Below are 22,115 nucleotides of genomic sequence, written 5' to 3' on the forward strand. Positions count from 1 at the left end.
CTTTTTTAAATCATAAATCAACATAAAATCCCCCTCATCCTAGCCTTCTCCCCCAAGGGAGAAGGGACTTTCAATACCAATTTTATTCACACCATATGATCATTTTTTCGATTTATGAAAAATCCATTCAGTTCAAGCATTGAATAAAAAGTCATTTATAGATGTTATTTTGCGTGAAAAGTAACATATTGAAAAATCAGAAAAAGTCGATTGATTGGTTCTAATACTCTAAAAATATCGAGATAATCATTAAAATAAAAAATAAATCATTGAAAATATAAAGCCCGATTTCTTTATTAATTCTTTTTAATCCATTGTTTATTCAATAAAAAATATTAAACCGACTTTTAAGGTATGGATATATATGCAATCGGTTTTGGACAAAAAATAACAGCTGCCTCATTGTTTGAAAAAATTTCGTAGCGTTTCACCGCAGGAGGCAAAAGTGCAAACGAGTAAACTAAATATTAATCGCATCGTGGATGAAGCAAAATTCACCCCTTTTCATTGGGGCGTTCTATTGTGGTGTTTATTAATTATTATTTTTGATGGATATGATCTGGTTATTTATGGCGTAGCTTTACCTTTATTGATGCAAGAGTGGGGATTAACTGCTGTACAAGCAGGCTTGCTAGCCAGTACAGCACTTTTTGGCATGATGTTTGGTGCAATGAGTTTTGGAACACTGTCTGATAAGTTGGGCCGTAAAAAAACCATCATGATTTGTGTGGCTATTTTTAGTGGATTTACTTTTCTCGGTGCATTTGCATCAACCCCCGTTGAATTTGGGATTCTCAGATTTTTAGCAGGACTTGGTATTGGTGGTGTGATGCCGAACGTGGTGGCTTTAATGACTGAGTATGCGCCTAAACGTATACGTAGCACACTGGTCGCTGTGATGTTTAGTGGCTATGCCATTGGTGGTATGACCTCTGCCTTGCTGGGTGCTTGGCTGGTGGTCGATTATGGTTGGAAAATTATGTTTTATATCGCCATTATCCCATTCTTAGCTTTACCACTTATTTGGAAGTTTTTACCTGAATCATTGATGTTTCTAACTCACCAAGGCAAGACCGATCAAGTACGAGAAGTGGTGCAGAAAATTGCACCACTGCAACAGATTCATGCATCGACTCAATTTGAATTAAATGAAGTCACCGCTGGTGATGAAGCACCGTTACGTGCATTGTTTCAGAAAGGCCGTCGATCAAGCACAGTAATGTTCTGGATTGCTTTCTTTATGTGTTTATTGATGGTTTATGCACTCGGAAGTTGGTTGCCTAAATTAATGATCCAAGCAGGTTATTCACTGGGTGCAAGTATGATCTTCTTATTTGCATTAAATATTGGTGGCATGGTTGGTGCAATTGGTGGTGGTGCTTTGGCGGATAAATTTCATATTAAACCCGTATTGACCATCATGTTTACAGTTGGTGCGATTGCGCTCATTTTCCTTGGTTTTAAAAGCCCACAATTCATTCTCTATACCTTGATTGCAATTGCTGGTGCAGCAACCATTGGTTCACAAATTTTACTCTATACCTTTGTTGCACAATTTTATCCAGCAACAGTACGTTCTACAGGTATGGGCTGGGCATCAGGCATTGGACGAATTGGTGCCATTGTTGGACCAGTCTTAACAGGTGCATTGCTGACCCTAGAGTTACCTCACCAAATGAATTTCCTTGTTATCGCTGTTCCAGGATTTATTGCAGCACTGGCGGTATTCTTTGTGAATTTAAATGCTTCAGTGGAAAAAACTCAAACGGTCGAAGCAGCAACAACTCAACAAAATATTGTTGGAAATACAATTAACTAAGCTCGTAAACCAAACTCACTCACTGAATTGCTATCTCAGCCCGAATCATGAAGATGACGGCTGCTCAATAAATACGAAAATTAAACCGTAGAGAATAGGATGATTTCTACAATGCATATTTTTAAATACAACATTATTTTGGTGTCAATGGGATTACTTAGCCTAAATATGGCACATGCAGATTCGATGACAGAAGTTGAACAGTTACGTAATGAAGTTAAACAATTACGTGAAATGATTGAACAACAGCAACAGCTGCAAAATAAGCAAATTGTGGCATTGGAAAATAATGTTAAAACGGCACAGGTTGTATCGCAGGTAAAAGATCAAAGCTTTGCACGAACAAAAGCAGGTGCAGAAGTAACACTATATGGGAATATCCGTGCGGATCTATTGTATCAGTCGGAAGGTGGAAGTGCCGATCGACTGTATAATCAGATCAATAGCGTACCGCTTAAAGGCCATAATGAAAGTAGTGATCAATTAAAATCGACTCTTGCAGCGACACGTTTAGGTTTAGATTTTAAAACTGCTGACAAAGATATTTCTGGAAAAATAGAAGTTGATTTCTTGGGCGCGAATGATGGACTTAGAATTCGCCATGCCTATTTTAATTATGGTCAATGGTTGATTGGTCAAACATGGTCTAACTTTGCAGTGCCTGATTATATGCCAGAAACAATTGATGCTTTGGGTTATGTGGGGGGCGCTGTTAAACGTGATGCACAAATTCGTTATACCCATAAATTTAATGCAGAAACGCAGCTGGTAACGGCTTTGGAAGATTCCAAAGATGCCTTATCGAATATGCGGATCCCGGTTTTATCAACTCGACTAAATCAATCATTTGCTGATCGAGCGGGTGCATTGAGTTTGCGAGGCATGGTTAGTGAAAAGAGAACTGTGGCAGATAATGAACTCGCTTGGGGTGTTGGACTTGGAGCAAAATACGATATTTCTGCAAAAACCACACTTAAAGCAGATTATTATCATGTTAAAGGTGATTCCAGTTTAGTGTCATGGACGAACCAAGGCTTTGCTATAGATGCCAATAAAAATATCATGGCGCTGAATCAATTTGACTCAATCACTGTGGGGGTGACGCAACAGTTTAACTCACAATGGCGAGGAACATTGGGATATGGCTATATGAAAGCGGATGAAAATCAGGATTATATTCGATATTTGAGTGATCCGACCAAAGCCAATAAAACACTTTGGCAAGCTTGGGCCAATGTATTTTATAGCCCGAAAAAGCCATTAAGTTTTGGTCTGGAATATGTTTATGGTGAGCGTAAAGCCTTTGTTGCAGCACCTAATGGACAGGATACAGGTGAGGACAATCGTTTTAATGCGGTTGCGATCTATAATTTTTGATAAATATTTCTATTAGTCTTCTTACGAAAGTAGGCTTTTAGAGGATATTAAAATGAGGTGAAGTCTTTAAAAAAATATCAAACTTATATCATTCTATAAACGTTAATTCATATGGTGATAAAGTTTGTACGGCCATACCTTGCATTTAAAGTTTAATTATATTTGCGTAGGCGATGCCTCCCTTTTCAGGGATGAAAAGGGACAAAAATCCTCTGTTGGGTGAGAGGTACGTCCTGTACCCCCACCCAACGGCGACAGCCATGTCGCCTCACGATAGAATGACCATGTATGGTTCAATAATGTATAAAGCTGTTTAATTTATATGATGATCAATATATGGATTAGTATTAAATAACGACTTTAAAAGCGTTTTTTAAAGATAACGTGAGTAATTTGATAAAAAACCTCTTTTAATTTGATTTAAACGAGGTTTTTATATTGTTTGTTATTCGTTTAAATTAAGCGGATTCTTTTAAAAATAAACGGATTGCTTGGCTAAATTTCACGGGTTCAGTAATAAGCGGGGTATGCCCTGAACGTTTAAAAATAATATTTTTCGCATTGGCTAAACTGTCAGAAATTTGCATTTGACCTTCAGCAGGATAGAGCGATGACTTTTCCCCAATAAAGAATGTAGTTGGACATTCCAATTGTGAAATTGCCTGACGATAATCTTCATCATGGTTGAGATAATTATCGATATACCAAGTTAAATAATCCATTCGACGGATAGGTAATAAATGTTTTTGTAATTGAGGATGTTTAAGCGCCAAATTAAACATAAATGGGCTTAATTTATTACTGCCCTGAATTTTAATAAAATTTAACCAAATTTGAATCAGTTCAGTTCGTGGTTCAATCGGTAATTCATCGACAAAACGATAGTTTGAATATTGATGTAAAAAATCAGAAAAGTCTTTTAGCAATCTTTTAATTTTAAAATACTTTTTCCCAAATAATCCAAATTCCCAAGTATCATCTGTTGGGATTTTAGGGGTTTGGTCAATGTGTAGATAAGCTTTGAGTTTTTCAGCCAAATTGCCATACTGCATCCCATGCATTGCAGTAGTTGCTCCCATGGAATAACCCATAAGAATAAAATGATCTAAATTTAACTGGTCAATTAAGCTTTCAAGATCACGCCAATGGTTGCTAATCGCATCGATTTCTTGAGGGATCTTACAGGTTCTAGAGCCACCAAATCCGCGCCAATCTGGGATATAAAATTTATAATGTTTAATATTAGGCAGTAAAAAGGGAAGCCATTGCCAACTATGCATACCTAAACCAGACAGGACCAGTACAGGTTCACCCTGACCAATTTCACGGACAAATAATTTTTCACCATCTGGCATTGTATAGTGTGGCATGCAGTTTCCTATGAATTCTCTTTATTCTCAAACGCTTTAAGCTGTGGAATGACTTGGTCGAGCCAATTGATCCAGCCCATTTCTAAGTCTATACCCAATTGTAAAATCATTTTGTGAATATATAAAGTTCGATCCAGTTGCTCGATTTGTTCAAAATCTTTGGAAAAAATCTGGCGGTATAGTTTTAAATTTTCACGATGTAATTCTAAATGACGCTCAAGTTCAGGTAAAACAGTATTTCCACCAAATTGTGCTTCTGCCCGTAAGCGAACCATAATTTCTTCACGAAGCTGGGCAGGTTGGCCTTGTTTGACCATCCAGTTTGCCAGTTCGACCCGTCCAAGTTGCTCAACTTGATAAGTTTTTTTACGGCCATGATCAGACTGATCTTCAAGCGTGGAAATCCAGCCTTTCTTTTGCATGCCGTTAAGTTCACGGTAGATTTGTTGATGCGTTGCATTCCAGAAGAATCCCATAGATCGGTCAAAGCGTCGCGCCAATTCAAAACCTGTACTTGGCTTCTCTATCAGACTGGTCAATAAAACATGGGCTAATGACATTGTGTAATATCACATCAACAAAATGAATATAAAGTCATTATGCAACATGTTGCATAAAAATCAAATCTCGATTATAAATACTCACACTATGCAACTTGTTGCATTAAACAGATATGAAGTGTCATTTAACAGATTGATAGCTAGCGAAAGCACGCCAAGGGAGTTCACATGTCTAATTATCCGCATTTACTTGCGCCTTTAGATTTAGGCTTTACCACATTAAAAAACCGTGTATTGATGGGTTCAATGCATGTTGGACTAGAAGAAGTTCAAGGTGGATATGAACGTATGGCTGCATTTTATGCAGAACGTGCAGCAGGTGGAGTGGGCTTAATTGTGACGGGTGGTATCTCACCCAATGATCATGGGGTAACATTCTTTGGTGGTTCAAAACTGGATCATTTAGAAGAAGCAGAAAAACATAAGGTCATTACCAAAGCTGTGCATGATGCTGGCGGTAAAATTGCACTGCAAATTTTACATACAGGCCGTTACTCTTATCAGCCTGAAAATGTTGCACCATCTGCGATACAAGCGCCAATCAATCCAACTAAACCGCATGCTTTAACTTCAGCAGAAGTTCATCAAACCATTGCAGACTTTGCCAATTGTGCAAAATTGTCACAAATCGCAGGCTATGATGGTGTGGAAATCATGGGATCAGAAGGTTATCTGATCAATGAGTTTATTGCTGCACGTACCAATCACCGCGATGATGAATGGGGCGGAAGTTATGAAAACCGTATCCGTTTCCCGATTGAAATTGTCAGAAGAACACGTCAGGAAGTAGGCGAAAACTTCATCATTATCTATCGTTTATCTATGCTGGATTTGGTTGAGGGTGGTTCTACACTTGAAGAAGTGATTCAACTTGCGAAAGAAATTGAAAAAGCTGGTGCAACCATTATCAATACAGGAATTGGTTGGCACGAAGCACGTATTCCAACCATTGCCACCAAAGTACCGCGTGCCGCATTTACTTGGGTGACCAAAAAATTAAAAGGTTCGGTCAAAGTTCCTTTAGTGACCTCAAACCGTATCAATACACCTGAAATGGCTGAGCATGTCTTGGCTCAAGGCGATGCTGATATTATTTCGATGGCGCGCCCAATGCTTGCAGATTCGCATTTTGTATTGAAAGCTGAACAAGGCCGTGCTGATGAAATCAATACCTGTATCGGTTGTAACCAAGCTTGCTTAGATCATATTTTTTCAATGAAAATTGCAACGTGTTTGGTCAATCCACGTGCATGTTATGAAACTGAACTTATTTTTAAAGAATCGCCAGTAGCTAAAAATATTGCTGTAATTGGAGCAGGTCCAGCGGGACTTAGTTTTGCAACATATGCAGCTGATCGTGGACACAAAGTTACAATCTTTGAAGCATCTAATCAGATTGGTGGTCAGTTTAATATTGCAAAAACCATTCCTGGCAAAGAAGAGTTCTATGAAACTTTACGTTATTTTAAACGCAAAATTGAATTACAACCAAATATCAAACTGGTACTTAACCACACTGCAAGCTATGAAGAATTAGCGGCTGGTGACTTTGATGATGTTGTGGTGGCTACAGGTGTAACGCCTCGTCATTTAAATATTGAAGGTATCGATCATCCAAAAGTTTTGTCATATATCGAGGTTTTACGTGAGCGTAAACCTGTCGGTAAGAAAGTAGCAATTATTGGTGCAGGCGGTATTGGTTTTGATACTGCTGAATATCTTTCCCATGAAGGCGAGAGTGGCAGCTTAAATCCACAAAAATTCTATGATGAATGGGGAATTGATACATCCTATGAACATGTCGGTGGCTTGAAACAACCTGAGATCGAACAATCTCCTCGTGAAATCTACTTACTGCAACGTAAAGCCAAATCTGTTGGTGCTGGTTTAGGCAAAACAACAGGTTGGATTCATCGTACAGGTTTAAAACATCGTCATGTCAATATGATTCCTGGCGCAAGTTACGACAAGATTGATGATCAGGGCTTACATATTACGGTTGGCGACAAAACCACGATTTTAGATGTCGACAATGTGGTGATTTGTGCAGGCCAAGAACCCTATACAGCAATGTTTGATCAACTCCAAGCTGATGGAAAATCTGTACATTTGATTGGTGGTGCGAAAGAAGCGGGCGAGTTAGATGCGAAGCGTGCAATTCGCCAAGGTGCTGAATTGGCAGCTGTGATTTAAAAGGATCAACGCTGTTTGAACTCCTTCTCTTTAAGTCATGTGTAGTGTGAAGCATGCTGTGAGAGAAGGGGGTTTATGGCAGAATTTTAAAGAAAATGACTAGAAACGAATTCAAATTATTTCAAATTAAAGGGATATAAAAAATGAGTTATACAAATACCAAGCCTGCAATCCAAAAATGGCACAATATGCTGGAAAGTCGAGACATGAGTCTTTTAAATGAATTACTGGCAGACGATGTGGTTTTTCGTTCACCTGTGGCTTATAACCCCTATGAAGGTAAGCAAGTGGTCTTTTTCATTTTAAGCAATGTGATTCAAATTTTTGAAAACTTTACTTACCATCGAGAATTTTTTACAGAAGATGAGCAAAGTGTAGTTTTAGAATTTTCTGCCAATGTTGGTGAAAAAAAATTAAAAGGGATTGATATGATTCGTTTTAATCAACAAGGTCAAATTGTTGATTTTGAAGTGATGATTCGACCAAAAAGTGGTTTGGAAGCATTGGCAGCTCAAATGGGGCAACGTATGGCCAGCTTTATACCTAAAGCCTAATTACGTATATACTGCAATAAATAAAATTAAGCGTGAAAAATTTCTTAATTTTTAAAATGATGATGAGTGATAAAAGAGTTGAGGTGGAAAATGTCTGTATTACATAAGTTTACTGAGATTAGCCAAGATTTATTGGATCAAGTGACAGGTGCTGAATTACCAAAGCTGTATTTTAATCAGCAAGGGAAAATGTCTGAGATCATCAAGAAACTGCCTCAACTACAGGATAAATATCGTCCTACACCATGGCTCAGCAATACCCATGCTCACCTGTTATATTTTGATTTAATTAAGAAAAAATCCGTTAAGCTGGACTATGATCGAATTGATCAGCTGACCATGCAAGATGGCGGTGTTACGGCAATTGCTTGGTATGGCTACGATTTACCACAAGAAACCCCAACTATCGTGATTATGCATACGATTACAGGCACACCTGACAGTATGCGTGAATTGGTCAAAGATCTCCATGAATATACGGGATGGCGTATTGCATTATGTCTACGCCGTGGGCATGCAGGCTTACCTATGCCTGTTCCTTTAATGTCGATTTTTGGTTCAACTTCTGATTTAAAAGAGCAATTGGCTTCGATTCAAAACACATTCCCACAATCTGATCTTTATGCAGTAGGTTCTTCCGCTGGTACAGGCCTACTTGTGCGTTATCTTGGTGAACAAGGCCTAGATACACCTTTTAAAGCTGCTTTTGCCATGTGCCCTGGTTATGATACTGAGCTTGGATTTCAAAATGTCCATCCTTTCTATACCAAAGTCATGACCAAAAAATTGTTTAAGGCATTTATTAAGCCTTATGAGCAAACATGGACACCATTACATTCTGTACAAAATGTTCTACAAACGAAAACCCTACAAGAGTTTCAGACTGAATATTTTGAAATGGCTGGTTTTTCAGATTATGAAAGCTATTCAAAAGCCACCAATCCAATTTATGTATTTGAAAATGTTAAAATTCCATTAATGATTCTAAACTCAGAAGATGATCCTGTTTGTTCAATCAAGAATTTAGAGCCATTTAAAGAAACCATTCAAAATATGGATAATGTTGTGGTGGTAACAACCAAAAAGGGCAGTCATTGTGGTTTTTATGAAGGTCTTAATACCAAATCTTGGGCTTCACGTTTAATGGCTGATTTTTTAAGACAGTATTCATGATGATACGCAGTATCAATAAATATCTCTTTAAGTTAAAAATTGACAGATCAAACTATTATTATTTGATTTGTCAGTTTTAATTGCTCAACTGGGTGTTTTATTGATCCTAAGTTGCTAGGTTAAGATAAATATTAGACTTCTTTCATAAGTCCATTTTAAACACAGATCAATATAAAATTCCTCCTCATCCTAGCCTTCGCTCAGTGGGAAAAGGCACTTTCAATATCGATAGATTCACTCTACATGATCATTCTTTGAAGAAAGAAAGATCTTTATTTAAAATAAAGGCTTATTTAAGCGCTAAATAATTCCAAACAAAATTTATCTTTTGCGAGTAAATAATATTGCTACGAACGATATAAATATCTTGAAAGAAACTATAACCATCAAGTATTTTTAATTTATTTTCATTTATTTCTTCTTCAATCAGTAAGCGAGGTAGCCAAGCTACACCTAAGCCTTGTAAAGCCAAGGCTTTTAAGTCACTGGCATTATCCGTTTCATATAACGTTCGGTAATTGAGTTTACTTTCTATAATTTTATCTACGCATTTTCTCAGATAGGCTTGTTTACTATAGGCCAAAAGGGGGAAGGTTTGGTTGAGTTGGTATTTTGGTAATCCATTTTTACTGGCTGTAACAGGTACAATTTGCATATTTACAATTTTATGATAGGTAAAAAGTGTGAGATCCAATTGTTGTAAAGTGAGTTGATCACAATAACAAATGAGAAAATCACAAGAACCTTCTTTTAATAAATGTATCCCTTGTTGCAGATTTGCAGCAATAATTTCCAACTTTAGATCATTATAGTCTGAGTATAGTTTTTGAATAAATTTGGGAAAAAACTGCGTGATGAGTGAGTGTGATACTGCAAATTTAATTGAGAGTTCATTATCTTTAATGTTTTTTTCTAAATATTTTATTGTTGTATCCATTTGGTTCTGAATATTTTTTGCTGTAGAGAGCAAGACTTGACCAGCATCTGTAAAATCAATGTTTTTACTATAACGCTTTAAAATTTGAAACCCTAACGACTCTTCAATATTTTGTATTCTACGTGTAAAAGCCGATTGAGTGACATGACGTATAGCTGCAGCTTTAGAAATGGATTTTTCTTGGTCTAATGCAAGAAGATCCTCTATCCACCGAATTTCAAGCGTCATGTTCAATCACCAATAAATATTTAACTCAAGCAAAGTATAACAAGTGATATGCAAAAAATGCATACAGATATATTTTTTTACATTGGTCAAGTTTAGATTGTTTCACCTAAGATGAATTGATTATCTTCGTAGAGTTACATTGCAAATGAACATTGAAATTAAAACGAGAACTGAGAAAGATTTATTGGGAATGAAAGAAGTCCCATTTCATTGCTATTACGGTGTACAAACATTAAGAGCGGTTGAGAACTTTAACCTAAGTGCGCATAAATTAAGTCATTTTCCTATTTTTATTCAAGCGCTTGCTATGGTGAAGTCTGCTTGTGTAGAGGCTAATTTTAAATTAAATAAAATTGAAGAAAATAAATATAAAGCGATTCAACATTCATGTCAGCAATTAATAAATGGTTCATACCATAATCAATTCCCTATTGATATGATTCAGGGTGGGGCAGGAACTTCTACAAATATGAATGCAAATGAAGTTATTGCAAACATTGGATTAGAGTTTCTTGGTCATGCAAAAGGCGAATATCAATATCTACATCCCAATAACGATGTAAATATGTCTCAATCGACCAATGATGTATATCCAAGCGCAATAAAAATAGGTCTATTATTTGCATTGGATCATCTCAATGTTCCGTTTAAAAAACTAATTGAAAGCCTCAGTCGCAAAGCTGAAGAGTTCTCTGATATCTTGAAAATGGGACGTACTCAGTTACAAGATGCGGTACCGATGACATTAGGGCAAGAATTTAGTGCTTTTGCGCATACCTTACAAAATGATTTGCAAAAGTTAAATCATATTATGCCCGATTCACTCAGTGTGATTAATTTAGGTGGAACAGCAATCGGTACGGGAATTAATACCGAGGTTGAATATCGCTTAAATGCCATTCAAGCTTTATCAGAAATCACCGGTAAAAACATTTCAAGCTCGCCTGATTTGATTGAAGCAACTACAGATATGGGTGACTTTGTACTTTTATCGAGTTTACTCAAACGTACTGCAACCAAGTTGTCTAAAATCTCTAATGATTTACGTTTGCTATCGAGTGGGCCGCGTACTGGTATAGGTGAGATACAATTGGAACCACGTCAGCCTGGTAGTTCAATCATGCCAGGAAAAGTAAATCCAGTGATTCCTGAAGCGATGAATTTGGCGTGCTATCAAATTATTGCAAATGATTTAGCAATTACTTTGGCTGCAGAGGGTGGTCAACTACAATTAAATGCGTTTGAACCATTAATTGCGCTTAAACTATTTGAATCTATTGAGTTATTAGGCAAAGCGATGCAAATGCTGAATGAAAAGTGCATCCAAAATATTCGTGCCAATGCAGCGCATTGTCAGCATTTAGTGGATAACTCAATTGGTATCATTACCGTGCTAAACCCATATTTAGGTTATGAAACCACTACACGAATTGCAAAGATGGCAAATGAATCTGGGCAGAGTGTTTTGGCTTTGATCAAAGCAGAGGGATTACTTTCAGATGAAATTTTAGCAGATGTACTTGCTGTTCATAATATGGTTCAGCCAAAACAACATGCGGCTTAGTTTTTAAAAGCTAAAGGTACAATTAAACTCATTCATGACTTATATAAGAAATTCAGTTTCATATGGCATATGCAACTTAATACTTAGGTATAGTTATAAAAAAAGGGAAATCATCATTTCCCTTTTTTTAGCGATGCAAAATCTTAGTTTTTCAAAGCTGGTGTAGCAGCAGCGATGGCAGCGGCAACAGCATCATCTTCAGATTGTGCTGAACCAGAGCTTGCTTTTGGTGCTGGTGTTTTGGTTTGTGCAGTTTCAGTTTTTACTGACTCTGCTTTTGCAGGCTTCGCCTCAGTCGCAGCAGGTTTATTTTCCACTTGTGCACTTGGCATAGTTGCATGGGCTTCATGCGTTGGTTCACGGCGAATTTCAGTGCTTGTATTTGCTGTTTCTGTGCGTTCAACTTCTACATGTGCCGGAATTTCGACTTGTTGCGCATTATTCTGCTCAACGCTTGGTAAGCTTTCAAACTGTGTAGGTTCAGAAGTCGCAGGTTGAGCAGTTTCAACTTTCTCTGGCTCAGCTTCTTTAGGCTCTTCTTTTTTTACACAAGCAGATACCAAAAGCGCTGTCGCAATTGCACCACAAATTAAAAATTTCTTATTCATAATGACTCAAAACAAAACGTATTAAAGAGATGTTACTTAGTATAACAGCAAAATGATATTTAAAAATCACCTTATCAAGTGCTAATTTTTTATTGGAAATGCTGATAGAATAGCCAATTGTTTATTGTTCTATGAATTGATGTGAATTGACTTTGCTTTCTTGGTACAAGGTAAAGTAAAATCGCACAACATTGTAGGCCAATTTAGGCTCCATTGTACGAGAAACTTAATGACCCATTTTATATTCGTAACTGGTGGTGTTGTATCATCACTAGGTAAAGGTATTTCAGCTGCTTCAGTTGCTGCACTTTTAGAAGCCCGTGGTTTAAAAGTAACCATGGTCAAAATGGATCCATACATTAATGTCGATCCTGGGACTATGAGCCCATTCCAGCACGGTGAAGTATTTGTCACAGAAGATGGTGCTGAAACTGACTTAGATTTGGGTTATTACGAGCGTTTCTTACGTCGTGCCAAAATGACCAAATTGAATAACTTTACTTCAGGTCGTGTTTATCAAGACGTTTTAAATAAAGAACGTCGTGGTGATTATCTCGGCGGTACAGTACAAGTTATTCCACATATTACGGATAATATTAAAGAACGTGTTCTTCGCGCAGGCGAAGGTTATGACGTTGCCATTGTGGAAATCGGTGGCACAGTAGGTGACATTGAATCTCTCCCATTCATGGAATCTGTACGTCAGTTGATGGTTGAGCTTGGTCATAAACGTACCATGTTGATGCATTTGACTTTATTACCTTATATCAAGTCAGCTGCTGAACTTAAAACCAAACCAACTCAACATTCTGTTAAAGAATTATTGTCGATTGGTATTCAACCAGACATTCTGATTTGTCGTACTGAACATGATGTTGACGCAGATACCACCCGTAAAATTGCACTCTTTACAAACGTTGAAGCGCGTGCTGTTGTGGTGTGTAAAGATGCACGTTCAATTTATCAAATCCCACGTACATTCTATGAACAAAACGTTGATGATTTAATCTGTGAACGTTTTGGTTATGACAGCTTACCTGAAGCCGATCTTTCGGATTGGGATCATGTGGTTGAAGCATTATTGAATCCAGAGTACACAGTTCGTGTGGCGATGGTGGGTAAATATGTTGAATTGCCAGATGCATATAAGTCTGTCAATGAAGCACTTTTACATGCGGGTATTCAAAATCGTGTCAAAGTTCAAATTGACTATATCAATGCTGAAGAGCTTGAAAGCCAAAATCCTGCTGAAGTATTAAAAGGTATCGATGCAATCTTGGTTCCTGGCGGTTTTGGTGAACGTGGTACTGAAGGCAAAATGCAGGCGATTCAATATGCCCGTGAAAACAAAGTACCTTTCTTGGGTATTTGTTTAGGTATGCAATTGGCCGTGATTGAATTTGCTCGTCATGTTGCTGCTATGCCAGAAGCGACTTCTACAGAGTTTAATCGTTCAACAAAATTTCCATTGATTGGTTTAATTACTGAATGGTTAGATGAACGTGGTGAAATCCAGCATCGTAGTACTGAGTCAAACCTTGGTGGCACAATGCGTTTAGGTGCACAAAAATCAGAATTGGTTGAAGGCACTAAAACACGTGAAGTTTACGGCAAAGCTGAAATTACTGAACGTCATCGTCACCGTTATGAAATGAATGATCGTTTCATTCCTGCAATTGAACAGGCAGGTATGAAAATTTCAGGTTATTCGACAGCGCAGCATCTTGTTGAAACTGTAGAAATTCCTGAACATCCTTGGTTTATTGCTGTACAATTCCACCCGGAATTTACAAGTTCACCACGTGATGGACATCCATTATTTGCTAGTTTTATCGATGCCGCTAAAAAGCAGCACCAAAACAGCAAGTAAGTATGTAAGAACTTAAACTAGGAAGTTTAAATGTCACAATTAAAACCACAAGAAATTGTACGTTTAGGCGATATACAAATGGCAAATCACTTGCCATTTGTATTATTCGGCGGCATGAACGTACTTGAGTCGAAAGACTTGGCTTTTGAAATTGCAGAAACGTATGTCGATATCTGTACTCGTTTAGAGATACCGTATGTATTTAAAGCCAGTTTCGATAAAGCCAATCGTTCAAGCTTACATTCGTTCCGTGGCCCTGGTTTGGAAAAAGGCATTGAATGGTTAGGCGACATTAAAAAGCATTTTAATGTTCCGATTATTACCGATGTTCATGAACCTCACCAAGCTGCAGCTGTCGCTGAAGTTGCTGACATTATCCAGCTTCCTGCATTTCTCAGTCGTCAGACTGATTTGGTTGAAGCAATGGCGAAAACTCAAGCCATTATCAACATCAAAAAAGCACAATTCCTTTCTCCTCGTGAAATGAGCCATATTCTAAACAAATGTTTAGAAGCGGGTAATAACAAGCTCATTTTGTGTGAACGTGGTACGTCATTTGGCTATAACAACTTAGTTGTTGATATGTTGGGTTTCGACATCATGAAAGAAATGAATGTGCCAGTATTTTTTGATGTCACGCATGCATTGCAAACACCGGGCGGTCGTGCTGATTCAGCAGGTGGTCGTCGTGCGCAAATCACGACCTTAGCACGTGCGGGTATGGCAACAGGGCTTGCAGGTTTATTTTTAGAAAGTCATCCAGACCCTGAAAATGCAAAATGTGATGGTCCTTGTGCATTACGTATGTCACAGCTTGAGCCATTTTTAGCGCAGTTAAAAGAATTGGATACCTTAGTTAAAGGTTTCAAAAAGTTAGATACACATTGATGCGCTTAGAAAGCATCTTATTTTTAATCAACTGAGGAATTATTCATGAGCCAAATCGTTGACATTCGTGCACGTGAAATTTTGGACTCTCGTGGTAACCCAACCATCGAAGCAGACGTAATCCTAGACTCTGGCGTTGTTGGCCGTGCATGTGCACCATCTGGTGCTTCAACTGGTTCTCGTGAAGCTTTAGAACTTCGTGACGGTGATCAATCACGTTACTTAGGTAAAGGTGTTCGCACTGCAGTTCAAAACGTAAATGGTCAAATCAAAGACTTATTAAAAGGTCAAAACGTATTTGAACAAAAAGCGCTTGATGACAAAATGATTGCGCTTGATGGCACTGAAAACAAAGAAAAATTAGGTGCAAATGCAACATTGGCTGTATCTTTGGCGGCTGCACGTGCGGCTGCTGTTGAGAAGAAAACTGAATTGTTCCAATACATTGCAGATCTTCGTGGTCAAACAACTTTGTCTATGCCTGTTCCAATGATGAACATCTTGAACGGTGGCGCACATGCGGACAACACTGTTGATATTCAAGAATTCATGATTGAGCCTGTAGGTTTCACATCTTTTGCTGAATCTTTGCGTGCTGGTGCTGAAATTTTCCATGCTTTGAAATCTGTATTGAAAAAGCAAGGTTTAAATACAGCAGTTGGTGATGAAGGTGGTTTTGCACCTAACTTACGTTCAAATGAAGAAGCAATTACTGTTATTCTTTCTGCAATTGAAACAACTGGTTATAAAGCTGGTTCTGATATTATGCTTGCGCTTGATTGTGCATCTTCAGAATTCTACAAAAATGGTCAATATATTCTTGCGGGTGAAGGCAACAAAGCATTCACAAGCAACCAATTTGCTGACTATCTTGCTGGGCTTGTTAAACAATATCCAATTATCTCAATTGAAGATGGTTTAGATGAATCTGACTGGGAAGGTTGGAGCTATTTGACTTCTATCCTTGGTGATAAAATCCAATTGGTCGGTGATGATTTGTTCGTTACAAACCCTAAGATTTTACAACGTGGTATTGATGAGAAAGTAGGTAACTCTATCTTAATCAAATACAACCAAATCGGTACTTTGTCTGAAACTTTAGATGCAATCTATCTTGCTAAAGCGAATGGTTATAGCACTGTGATTTCACACCGTTCTGGTGAAACTGAAGATTCAACGATTGCAGATCTTGCAGTGGGTACGGCAGCGGGTCAAATTAAGACTGGTTCACTTTGCCGTTCTGACCGTGTTGCAAAATATAACCAATTGCTTCGTATTGAAGAATTGACTCATGCTGCTTATCGCGGTAAAGCTGAGTTTAAAGGTTTAAATTAATATCTTTTATTGATTTAAATTAAAAAAAAGCCATTCTTTTATTTGATATAGGGGATGGCTTTTTTATACGCTAAAAAATAATCATGAATAGTATGTTTTAAGGGAAATTTAATATCATGTAATTGATTGATAATAAAATTTAGGGTAAGAATTTAATTAACTTAGTTTATTGAAAATGGAAATTTATAATAAATAATATCGCGATATGTGAGTTTTTAGCATAAAGATAATTTTTTGATTTTTAATTACAAAGTAGATTATTGATCACCCACTTATTTTTTATAAAGAAAGAAAAGTTATTTTGTTCTAGTTTTGCAGTTTTCGCATAGTTTAGTGTTCTTCATACAAAATATTTGATGTATATTAGCATCTTAATTTAATGCTGTTACTCAAGACGCAAATCCATGTTAGAAGTCTTTAAAACAACTTCAAGTAAAGTGATTGCAGTACTCGCGATTTTAATCGTTGTGGTATTACAATATCGCTTTTGGTTCGGTGAGGGTGGTCATTTCCCTCATCAAGCTTTACTACAGCAAATTGAACAGCAAGCTGAAGTCAATGCTGAGTTAAAAGAACGCAACCGAATTCTTGCTGCTGAAGTGTATGATTTAAAAAATGGTGCTGAAGCCATAGAAGAACATGCACGTTTAGACCTTGGTCTAGTCAAGCCACATGAAACTTTTGTACAGATGAGTACCATCAGTACCCATTACAAACCTATTTATACCGATCCAAGTGTAGATTTAAGAACCAATGAAGATGACAACGAACCTGCGCCAGAACAACCGTAAAATTTGGGCAATTGTTCCTGCGGCTGGCTCAGGGCGTCGTTTTTCAAAAACCGAACTTAAACAATACCAAGTCATCCAAAATCAAACAGTGTTAGCGCATACCATAGCGCGTCTAAACGATTTACCGCTTGCGGGTTATGTACTCGCTGTTGGTGAGCAAGACCATTATGCGCAAACATTGCCATTAAAAAATAAACATTTGAGTCATTTTTGTTTGGGTGGTGCAGAACGTGTTGATTCTGTTTTAAATGCGTTGCGTTATTTAGAACAATTTGCACAAGCCGATGATTTGGTTTTTGTACATGATGCTGCTCGTCCTTGTGTGACACAACAATGTCTTGAAAATTTAGTCGATACCGCAATAAACCTGAACAGTAGTGCGATTCTTGCAATTCCTGTAAGAGATACTTTGAAGTGTGTTGAAAATCAGCAAGATATCAATAAAACAGTCAGTCGAGATCAATTATGGCAAGCACAGACACCACAAATTTCTACCTTTTCAAAGCTTAAAACGGCAATCGAAACAGCTTTAGCGAATAATATTGTCATTACAGACGAGGCGAGTGCATTGGAATATATCAATGAACCTGTCAAAGTGGTCATGGGGCGTTCTGATAATATTAAAATTACCTATCCAGACGATTTGGAGTTAGCCAAGTTAATTTTGCAATCGCAGCAATAAAACAACGAAAATAAAAATAATTATGCATTGATTGATTTTCTCAACCGTTATTTATCTCTATAATTTGACCAGATTAAACTAGGTTTAAGATTTGTATTCATGACACCATCGCCACAGTATAAGTTTTTACGTCAATCAGTCAGAGATGGTTTAAGTATTAATCAAAAAGTTTCAAGGTGGGACAAACTACACCTTGATCCTTGGTTATTGGGCTTTTTAATTATCAATGCGATTTTGGGTTTATTGATGGTCTATAGCGCATCTTCTGAAGATATGTCTATGGTCATTCGACAAGCCGTGAGTTTCGGTGTTGGTTTTGTTCTGCTTTTTATTTGTGCACAAATTCCACCAAAAGTATATCAAGCGATCAGTCCTTGGTTTTATTTGTTTGCAATTTTGTTGTTGATTCTGGTTTTATTGGTCGGTGATGTTCGATTAGGCGCAAAGCGCTGGCTGACTATTCCAGGGATTGGCAGTATGCAGCCCAGCGAATTTATGAAGTTCGCCATGCCATTGATGATGGCATGGTATTTTGCACGTAACCCGTTGCCGCCTAAGTTTAAACACATTGTAATTGCCTTGGTCATCATGATGGTGCCTTTCGTATTGGCGTTGTTACAGCCAGATTTGGCAATTGGTATCGTGATTGGTGGTGTATTTGCTTTGTTTTTAAGTGGCATGTCGTGGACTCTAATTATTGGGACCTTAGCGGCATTGGCACTGGCTTTTCCTTTAATTTGGACTTTTGTATTACAAGCTTATCAAAAGAAAAGGATTATGACCTTATTTGACCCTGAGTCAGATGCGCTTGGGGCAGGATGGAACATTATCCAATCTAAAATTGCGATTGGTTCAGGCGGAATGACTGGGCGTGGATTCTTAGAAGGGACACAGTCTCAGCTGGGTTATTTACCTGAGCATCATACTGATTTTATTATGTCGACCTATGCAGAAGAATTTGGCTTTATTGGGGTGTTCTTCTTATTTGCACTTTATACCGCAATGATTTTTAGATGTATGATCATTAGCTTAAGCAGCTTCCATAACTATGGTCGCTTATTGGCAGGTACGATTGGTTTGTCTTTGTTTTTCTATGTGTTTGTAAACTCGGGTATGGTCAGTGGGATTTTACCTGTGACTGGCGATCCATTACCGCTGATGAGTTATGGTGGATCAGCCGTGATTGCGTTGTTGGCGAGTTTTGGTATTGTTATGTCTATCCATACACATAAATAAAATCTTCACAATTTAAAATTTTTTAAACTAAAGCTACTCCTTCTCTTTTTTAAGAGAAGGATAGTATCAAACATAAACACAAACTTTTTTCTTGGAATCTAATCGCTTATATAGTCAACCTATCAAAAACGCAGATACAAAAATACAATTTCTCCTCATTAATAAAGATCTTTCATAAATCAAAATATGATCATGTAGAGTGAATTATATTGGTATTGAAAGTTTCGTCTCGCAGCGGGAGAAGGCTAGGATGAGGGTGCTTTAGTTTCAAAATTTTAAAAGACTTAAGCTTCATTTATGATCAGTGACTTGATGGAAATCACTTTTATGAATAATTAGATGGTTTGACTATAGCTTGCCAATAGTTTAAAAATCATGTGATATTGTGAATGATTCATCTATTTAAAATCGAATTAAAGCTGACATTTCAACATCAAATCGGTATTGCTAAATCTGTTCTAAGTGCTAAATTAAAATAGTCATATAAATTATTTCTCTAACTACATCATTTTTATTATAAGACGATTAATTCGTATAAGGTTCGGTTCAGTATGCATATCATCATCATGGGGGCAGGTGTTATTGGTACAACATCCGCCTACTATCTAAAACAAGCAGGTCATGAAGTCACTGTGATTGATCGGCAACCCAATGTGGCTTTAGAAACCAGTTTTGCCAATGCTGGGCAGATTTCTCCGGGTTATGCATCACCTTGGGCTGCACCAGGCATTCCACTAAAAGCGTTTAAATGGATGTTTCAACCACATTCACCATTGGCGATTAAGCTAACAGGTGATATGCATCAGTATCAGTGGATGGTGCGCATGTTGGCTGAATGTAATATCAATCGTTACCAAATCAATAAAGAGCGAATGGTGCGAATTTCAGAATATAGCCGTGACTGTTTGGACGAGTTACGTGCAGAGACCAAGATTCATTTTGATGAGCGTCAACTAGGCACATTACAACTGTTTCGTAAACAACATCAATTGGATGTGGCAGGCAAAGATACCGAAGTTTTAAAACATGAAGGTGTACCATTTGAGTTATTGGATAAAGCTGGGGTTATCAAGGCTGAACCTGCTTTAGCCCATGCAACAGTTGATTTTGTTGGTGGTTTGCGTTTACCCAATGATCAGACAGGCGATTGCCAAAAATTTACAACGGAGTTGGCAGAACTTGCTGCCAAGCAAGGAGTCAATTTTTTATTTAATACGGTAATCGAATCAATCGAAAAAGATGCTGAACGGATTACCGCGATTCACTTGAAAGATGGTAGCAAAATCAAGGGAGATGCTTATGTCATGGCATTGGGCAGTTATAGTCATGAAATGCTCAAACAATTGGAGATAGATGCACCTGTATACCCATTAAAAGGCTATTCGATCACCACCAAAATTGTTGATCCTGCACTATCACCTGTTTCTACAATCTTAGATGAGTCTTATAAAATTGCCTTAACCCGTTTTGATGATCGAATTCGTGTAGGGGGTATGGCTGAAATTAATGGTTTTGATCGCTCTTTAAAATCTAGCCGTGAAGACACTTTGCTTATGGTTTTACAACAATTATTTCCAAATGCAAGTGACATATCAGATGCACATTTCTGGACGGGTTTAAGACCAGCCACGCCAGATGGCACCCCGATTGTTGGTAAAACAAGGTATCAAAATCTATATACCAATACAGGGCATGGCACCTTAGGTTGGACTATGTCATGTGGTTCAGCAAAATTATTATCCGATATTATTTCTGGAACCACACCACAAATTGAATATGATGATTTGAATGTGTTCCGATATGACTCAGTGAATCACTAAGACGATTGTTAAGGCGATATGAATCAAAATCACCAAGTCGCAGAACAGGAAATTTCATTTTCCAATGTACATTTTTGGCATTGGTTTATGCTTTTATTTCGTGGTTTTGATGAGGAAAAGGAGTTGAATTTAGATGAGGCGATTCAGGAAGCGCTTGGTTTAGATCCGTATAGCAAGGAATTGGCAGCGTGGTATCAATCATTTCTACCCAGTGAAAATAATAGCATTCGAAATTACCAATTTTCCATTAGTGCGGATATTCGGGTAGATATCCAGTTTACCCAAGAGCAGATTAATTATTATCTTAATGATCTATATATAGGCAATCTGGGTGGGCACTTTGAAGCATGGTTTTTTACCCTAAAAGAGCTTTTGAGTTTTCAATTGAATGATCAGCATTTCTTATTATTGTTAACGATGCTGGGTGTTGAACCTCAACAGACTTTAGAGGCTAAAATTCAAATATCAAAAAGATTAAATAACATTCCGTCATTTCAAGGGCAACAAGATTACATCGCAAATTGTATTGTGAATGGTTTAAAGATGAATCAAGAATTTTATCAGGATGAACAAATCGGGATATTAAATCGACAAAATCATAGTATGCGTAATGTTGAGTTATATCTTGATGATTTGGAACATATAAAAACCATTAATCTTATTTTAAAGCATGATTAAATAGGAAATTAATAATAAAAGCGTTGTTTACGGCGATTAGAAATGGAGAAATGAAAAACATTCGCTGTAACGTTGCAAGATGTTCGACAACTTTTCAAGAATTGACAAAGCATGATGCTAAATTCAATCAAGCTACAACAGAGCCAGACTCTCTGAACAAGTTAATCGCTAAGCTATTTATTTCTTAAGCGATTTGAAGATCTTAATTTTTAATTTAAAAATTAGAGAATAATTGAACATATTTTACTTGTATTCGAACAAATTCATGGCATATTAATTGCTAATACAAGGAAAGATGATTGCAGGAGAGAAGTCTCTTGTGGACTCGCCGAAGGAGCAACGACCCCGGAAACTCTCAGGCAAAAGGACTGTAATCATTGTAAAACCTCTGGAGAGAAGTCATTCTATTGAAAACAAAAAAGAAATGACTCA

Annotated in this window: 18 protein-coding genes and 1 riboswitch; of the genes, 14 read left to right on the forward strand and 4 right to left on the reverse strand. The window is 37.4% G+C overall.

What is annotated here, in order from left to right; all coding sequences use genetic code 11:
• Nucleotides 1-445: 445 nt before the first annotated feature.
• Together ACQ7EO_RS10000 and ACQ7EO_RS10005 are read left to right on the forward strand one after the other, a co-directional pair.
• A complete protein-coding gene (locus ACQ7EO_RS10000) occupies nucleotides 446-1,819 on the forward strand; it encodes an MFS transporter (RefSeq protein ID WP_434279493.1) in 1,374 nt (457 codons plus the stop codon).
• A 111-nt stretch (nucleotides 1,820-1,930) separates the two neighbouring features.
• Nucleotides 1,931-3,196: a DcaP family trimeric outer membrane transporter gene (locus ACQ7EO_RS10005; RefSeq protein ID WP_434279494.1), complete on the forward strand. Its 1,266-nt coding sequence runs from the start codon at nucleotides 1,931-1,933 to the stop codon at nucleotides 3,194-3,196.
• A gap of 458 nt (nucleotides 3,197-3,654) precedes the next feature.
• Here the strand turns inward: ACQ7EO_RS10005 and ACQ7EO_RS10010 are convergent, their stop codons facing one another.
• Nucleotides 3,655-4,566, reverse strand: a complete 912-nt coding sequence (locus ACQ7EO_RS10010) for an alpha/beta fold hydrolase (protein ID WP_303576887.1) — start codon at nucleotides 4,564-4,566, stop codon at nucleotides 3,655-3,657.
• A gap of 8 nt (nucleotides 4,567-4,574) precedes the next feature.
• A complete protein-coding gene (locus ACQ7EO_RS10015; RefSeq protein ID WP_434279495.1) occupies nucleotides 4,575-5,126 on the reverse strand; it encodes a PadR family transcriptional regulator in 552 nt (183 codons plus the stop codon).
• A gap of 168 nt (nucleotides 5,127-5,294) precedes the next feature.
• Between ACQ7EO_RS10015 and ACQ7EO_RS10020 the strand changes: the two genes are divergently transcribed.
• From ACQ7EO_RS10020 to ACQ7EO_RS10030, 3 genes are all read left to right on the forward strand, one after another.
• A complete protein-coding gene (locus ACQ7EO_RS10020) occupies nucleotides 5,295-7,319 on the forward strand; it encodes an FAD-dependent oxidoreductase (protein ID WP_434279496.1) in 2,025 nt (674 codons plus the stop codon).
• Between the two features lie 143 nt (nucleotides 7,320-7,462).
• Nucleotides 7,463-7,873 (forward strand): nuclear transport factor 2 family protein, encoded by a 411-nt coding sequence (locus tag ACQ7EO_RS10025; protein WP_434279497.1) that lies wholly within the window; start codon nucleotides 7,463-7,465, stop codon nucleotides 7,871-7,873.
• Between the two features lie 90 nt (nucleotides 7,874-7,963).
• On the forward strand, nucleotides 7,964-9,046 hold the full coding sequence (locus ACQ7EO_RS10030; RefSeq protein WP_004821858.1) for a YheT family hydrolase: 1,083 nt from the start codon (nucleotides 7,964-7,966) through the stop codon (nucleotides 9,044-9,046).
• Between the two features lie 289 nt (nucleotides 9,047-9,335).
• Here the strand turns inward: ACQ7EO_RS10030 and ACQ7EO_RS10035 are convergent, their stop codons facing one another.
• Nucleotides 9,336-10,211 carry a LysR substrate-binding domain-containing protein gene (locus ACQ7EO_RS10035; protein WP_166782395.1) on the reverse strand — a complete coding sequence of 292 codons (876 nt, stop codon included), beginning with the start codon at nucleotides 10,209-10,211 and terminating at the stop codon, nucleotides 9,336-9,338.
• Between the two features lie 145 nt (nucleotides 10,212-10,356).
• Here ACQ7EO_RS10035 and ACQ7EO_RS10040 point away from each other — a divergent pair, with 145 nt between their 5' ends.
• A complete protein-coding gene (locus tag ACQ7EO_RS10040; RefSeq protein WP_434279498.1) occupies nucleotides 10,357-11,775 on the forward strand; it encodes an aspartate ammonia-lyase in 1,419 nt (472 codons plus the stop codon).
• A 143-nt stretch (nucleotides 11,776-11,918) separates the two neighbouring features.
• On the opposite strand, the gene ACQ7EO_RS10045 is transcribed toward ACQ7EO_RS10040, so the two are convergent.
• Nucleotides 11,919-12,383, reverse strand: a complete 465-nt coding sequence (locus ACQ7EO_RS10045; protein ID WP_434279499.1) for an internalin — start codon at nucleotides 12,381-12,383, stop codon at nucleotides 11,919-11,921.
• Between the two features lie 229 nt (nucleotides 12,384-12,612).
• Here ACQ7EO_RS10045 and ACQ7EO_RS10050 point away from each other — a divergent pair, with 229 nt between their 5' ends.
• The 8 genes from ACQ7EO_RS10050 (at nucleotide 12,613) to ACQ7EO_RS10085 (ending at nucleotide 21,683) form a co-directional block, all read left to right on the forward strand.
• Nucleotides 12,613-14,253, forward strand: a complete 1,641-nt coding sequence (locus ACQ7EO_RS10050) for a CTP synthase (protein WP_004719920.1) — start codon at nucleotides 12,613-12,615, stop codon at nucleotides 14,251-14,253.
• Between the two features lie 30 nt (nucleotides 14,254-14,283).
• Entirely contained in the window at nucleotides 14,284-15,141 is an 858-nt protein-coding gene (kdsA, locus tag ACQ7EO_RS10055; RefSeq protein WP_004719923.1) for a 3-deoxy-8-phosphooctulonate synthase, read from the forward strand.
• Nucleotides 15,142-15,186: 45 nt separating this feature from the next.
• Nucleotides 15,187-16,476, forward strand: a complete 1,290-nt coding sequence (gene eno / locus ACQ7EO_RS10060) for a phosphopyruvate hydratase (protein WP_004719930.1) — start codon at nucleotides 15,187-15,189, stop codon at nucleotides 16,474-16,476.
• A gap of 404 nt (nucleotides 16,477-16,880) precedes the next feature.
• On the forward strand, nucleotides 16,881-17,267 hold the full coding sequence (gene ftsB, locus ACQ7EO_RS10065) for a cell division protein FtsB (protein WP_004719933.1): 387 nt from the start codon (nucleotides 16,881-16,883) through the stop codon (nucleotides 17,265-17,267).
• Entirely contained in the window at nucleotides 17,230-17,949 is a 720-nt protein-coding gene (gene ispD / locus ACQ7EO_RS10070; protein ID WP_034615302.1) for a 2-C-methyl-D-erythritol 4-phosphate cytidylyltransferase, read from the forward strand. Before ftsB ends, ispD begins: the two co-directional genes overlap by 38 nt.
• Nucleotides 17,950-18,048: 99 nt before the next feature.
• On the forward strand, nucleotides 18,049-19,185 hold the full coding sequence (rodA, locus tag ACQ7EO_RS10075) for a rod shape-determining protein RodA (protein WP_004719936.1): 1,137 nt from the start codon (nucleotides 18,049-18,051) through the stop codon (nucleotides 19,183-19,185).
• Nucleotides 19,186-19,736: 551 nt separating this feature from the next.
• Complete coding sequence (locus ACQ7EO_RS10080) at nucleotides 19,737-21,005, forward strand: D-amino acid dehydrogenase (RefSeq protein ID WP_004719943.1); 1,269 nt, start codon at nucleotides 19,737-19,739, stop codon at nucleotides 21,003-21,005.
• Between the two features lie 18 nt (nucleotides 21,006-21,023).
• Entirely contained in the window at nucleotides 21,024-21,683 is a 660-nt protein-coding gene (locus ACQ7EO_RS10085) for an Imm19 family immunity protein (protein ID WP_434279500.1), read from the forward strand.
• Between the two features lie 292 nt (nucleotides 21,684-21,975).
• A riboswitch (glycine riboswitch) is annotated at nucleotides 21,976-22,064 on the forward strand.
• Nucleotides 22,065-22,115: the final 51 nt, after the last annotated feature.

The organism is Acinetobacter sp. CE-15 (genome assembly GCF_051059255.1).
Classification (GTDB): Bacteria; Pseudomonadota; Gammaproteobacteria; order Pseudomonadales; family Moraxellaceae; genus Acinetobacter; species Acinetobacter guillouiae.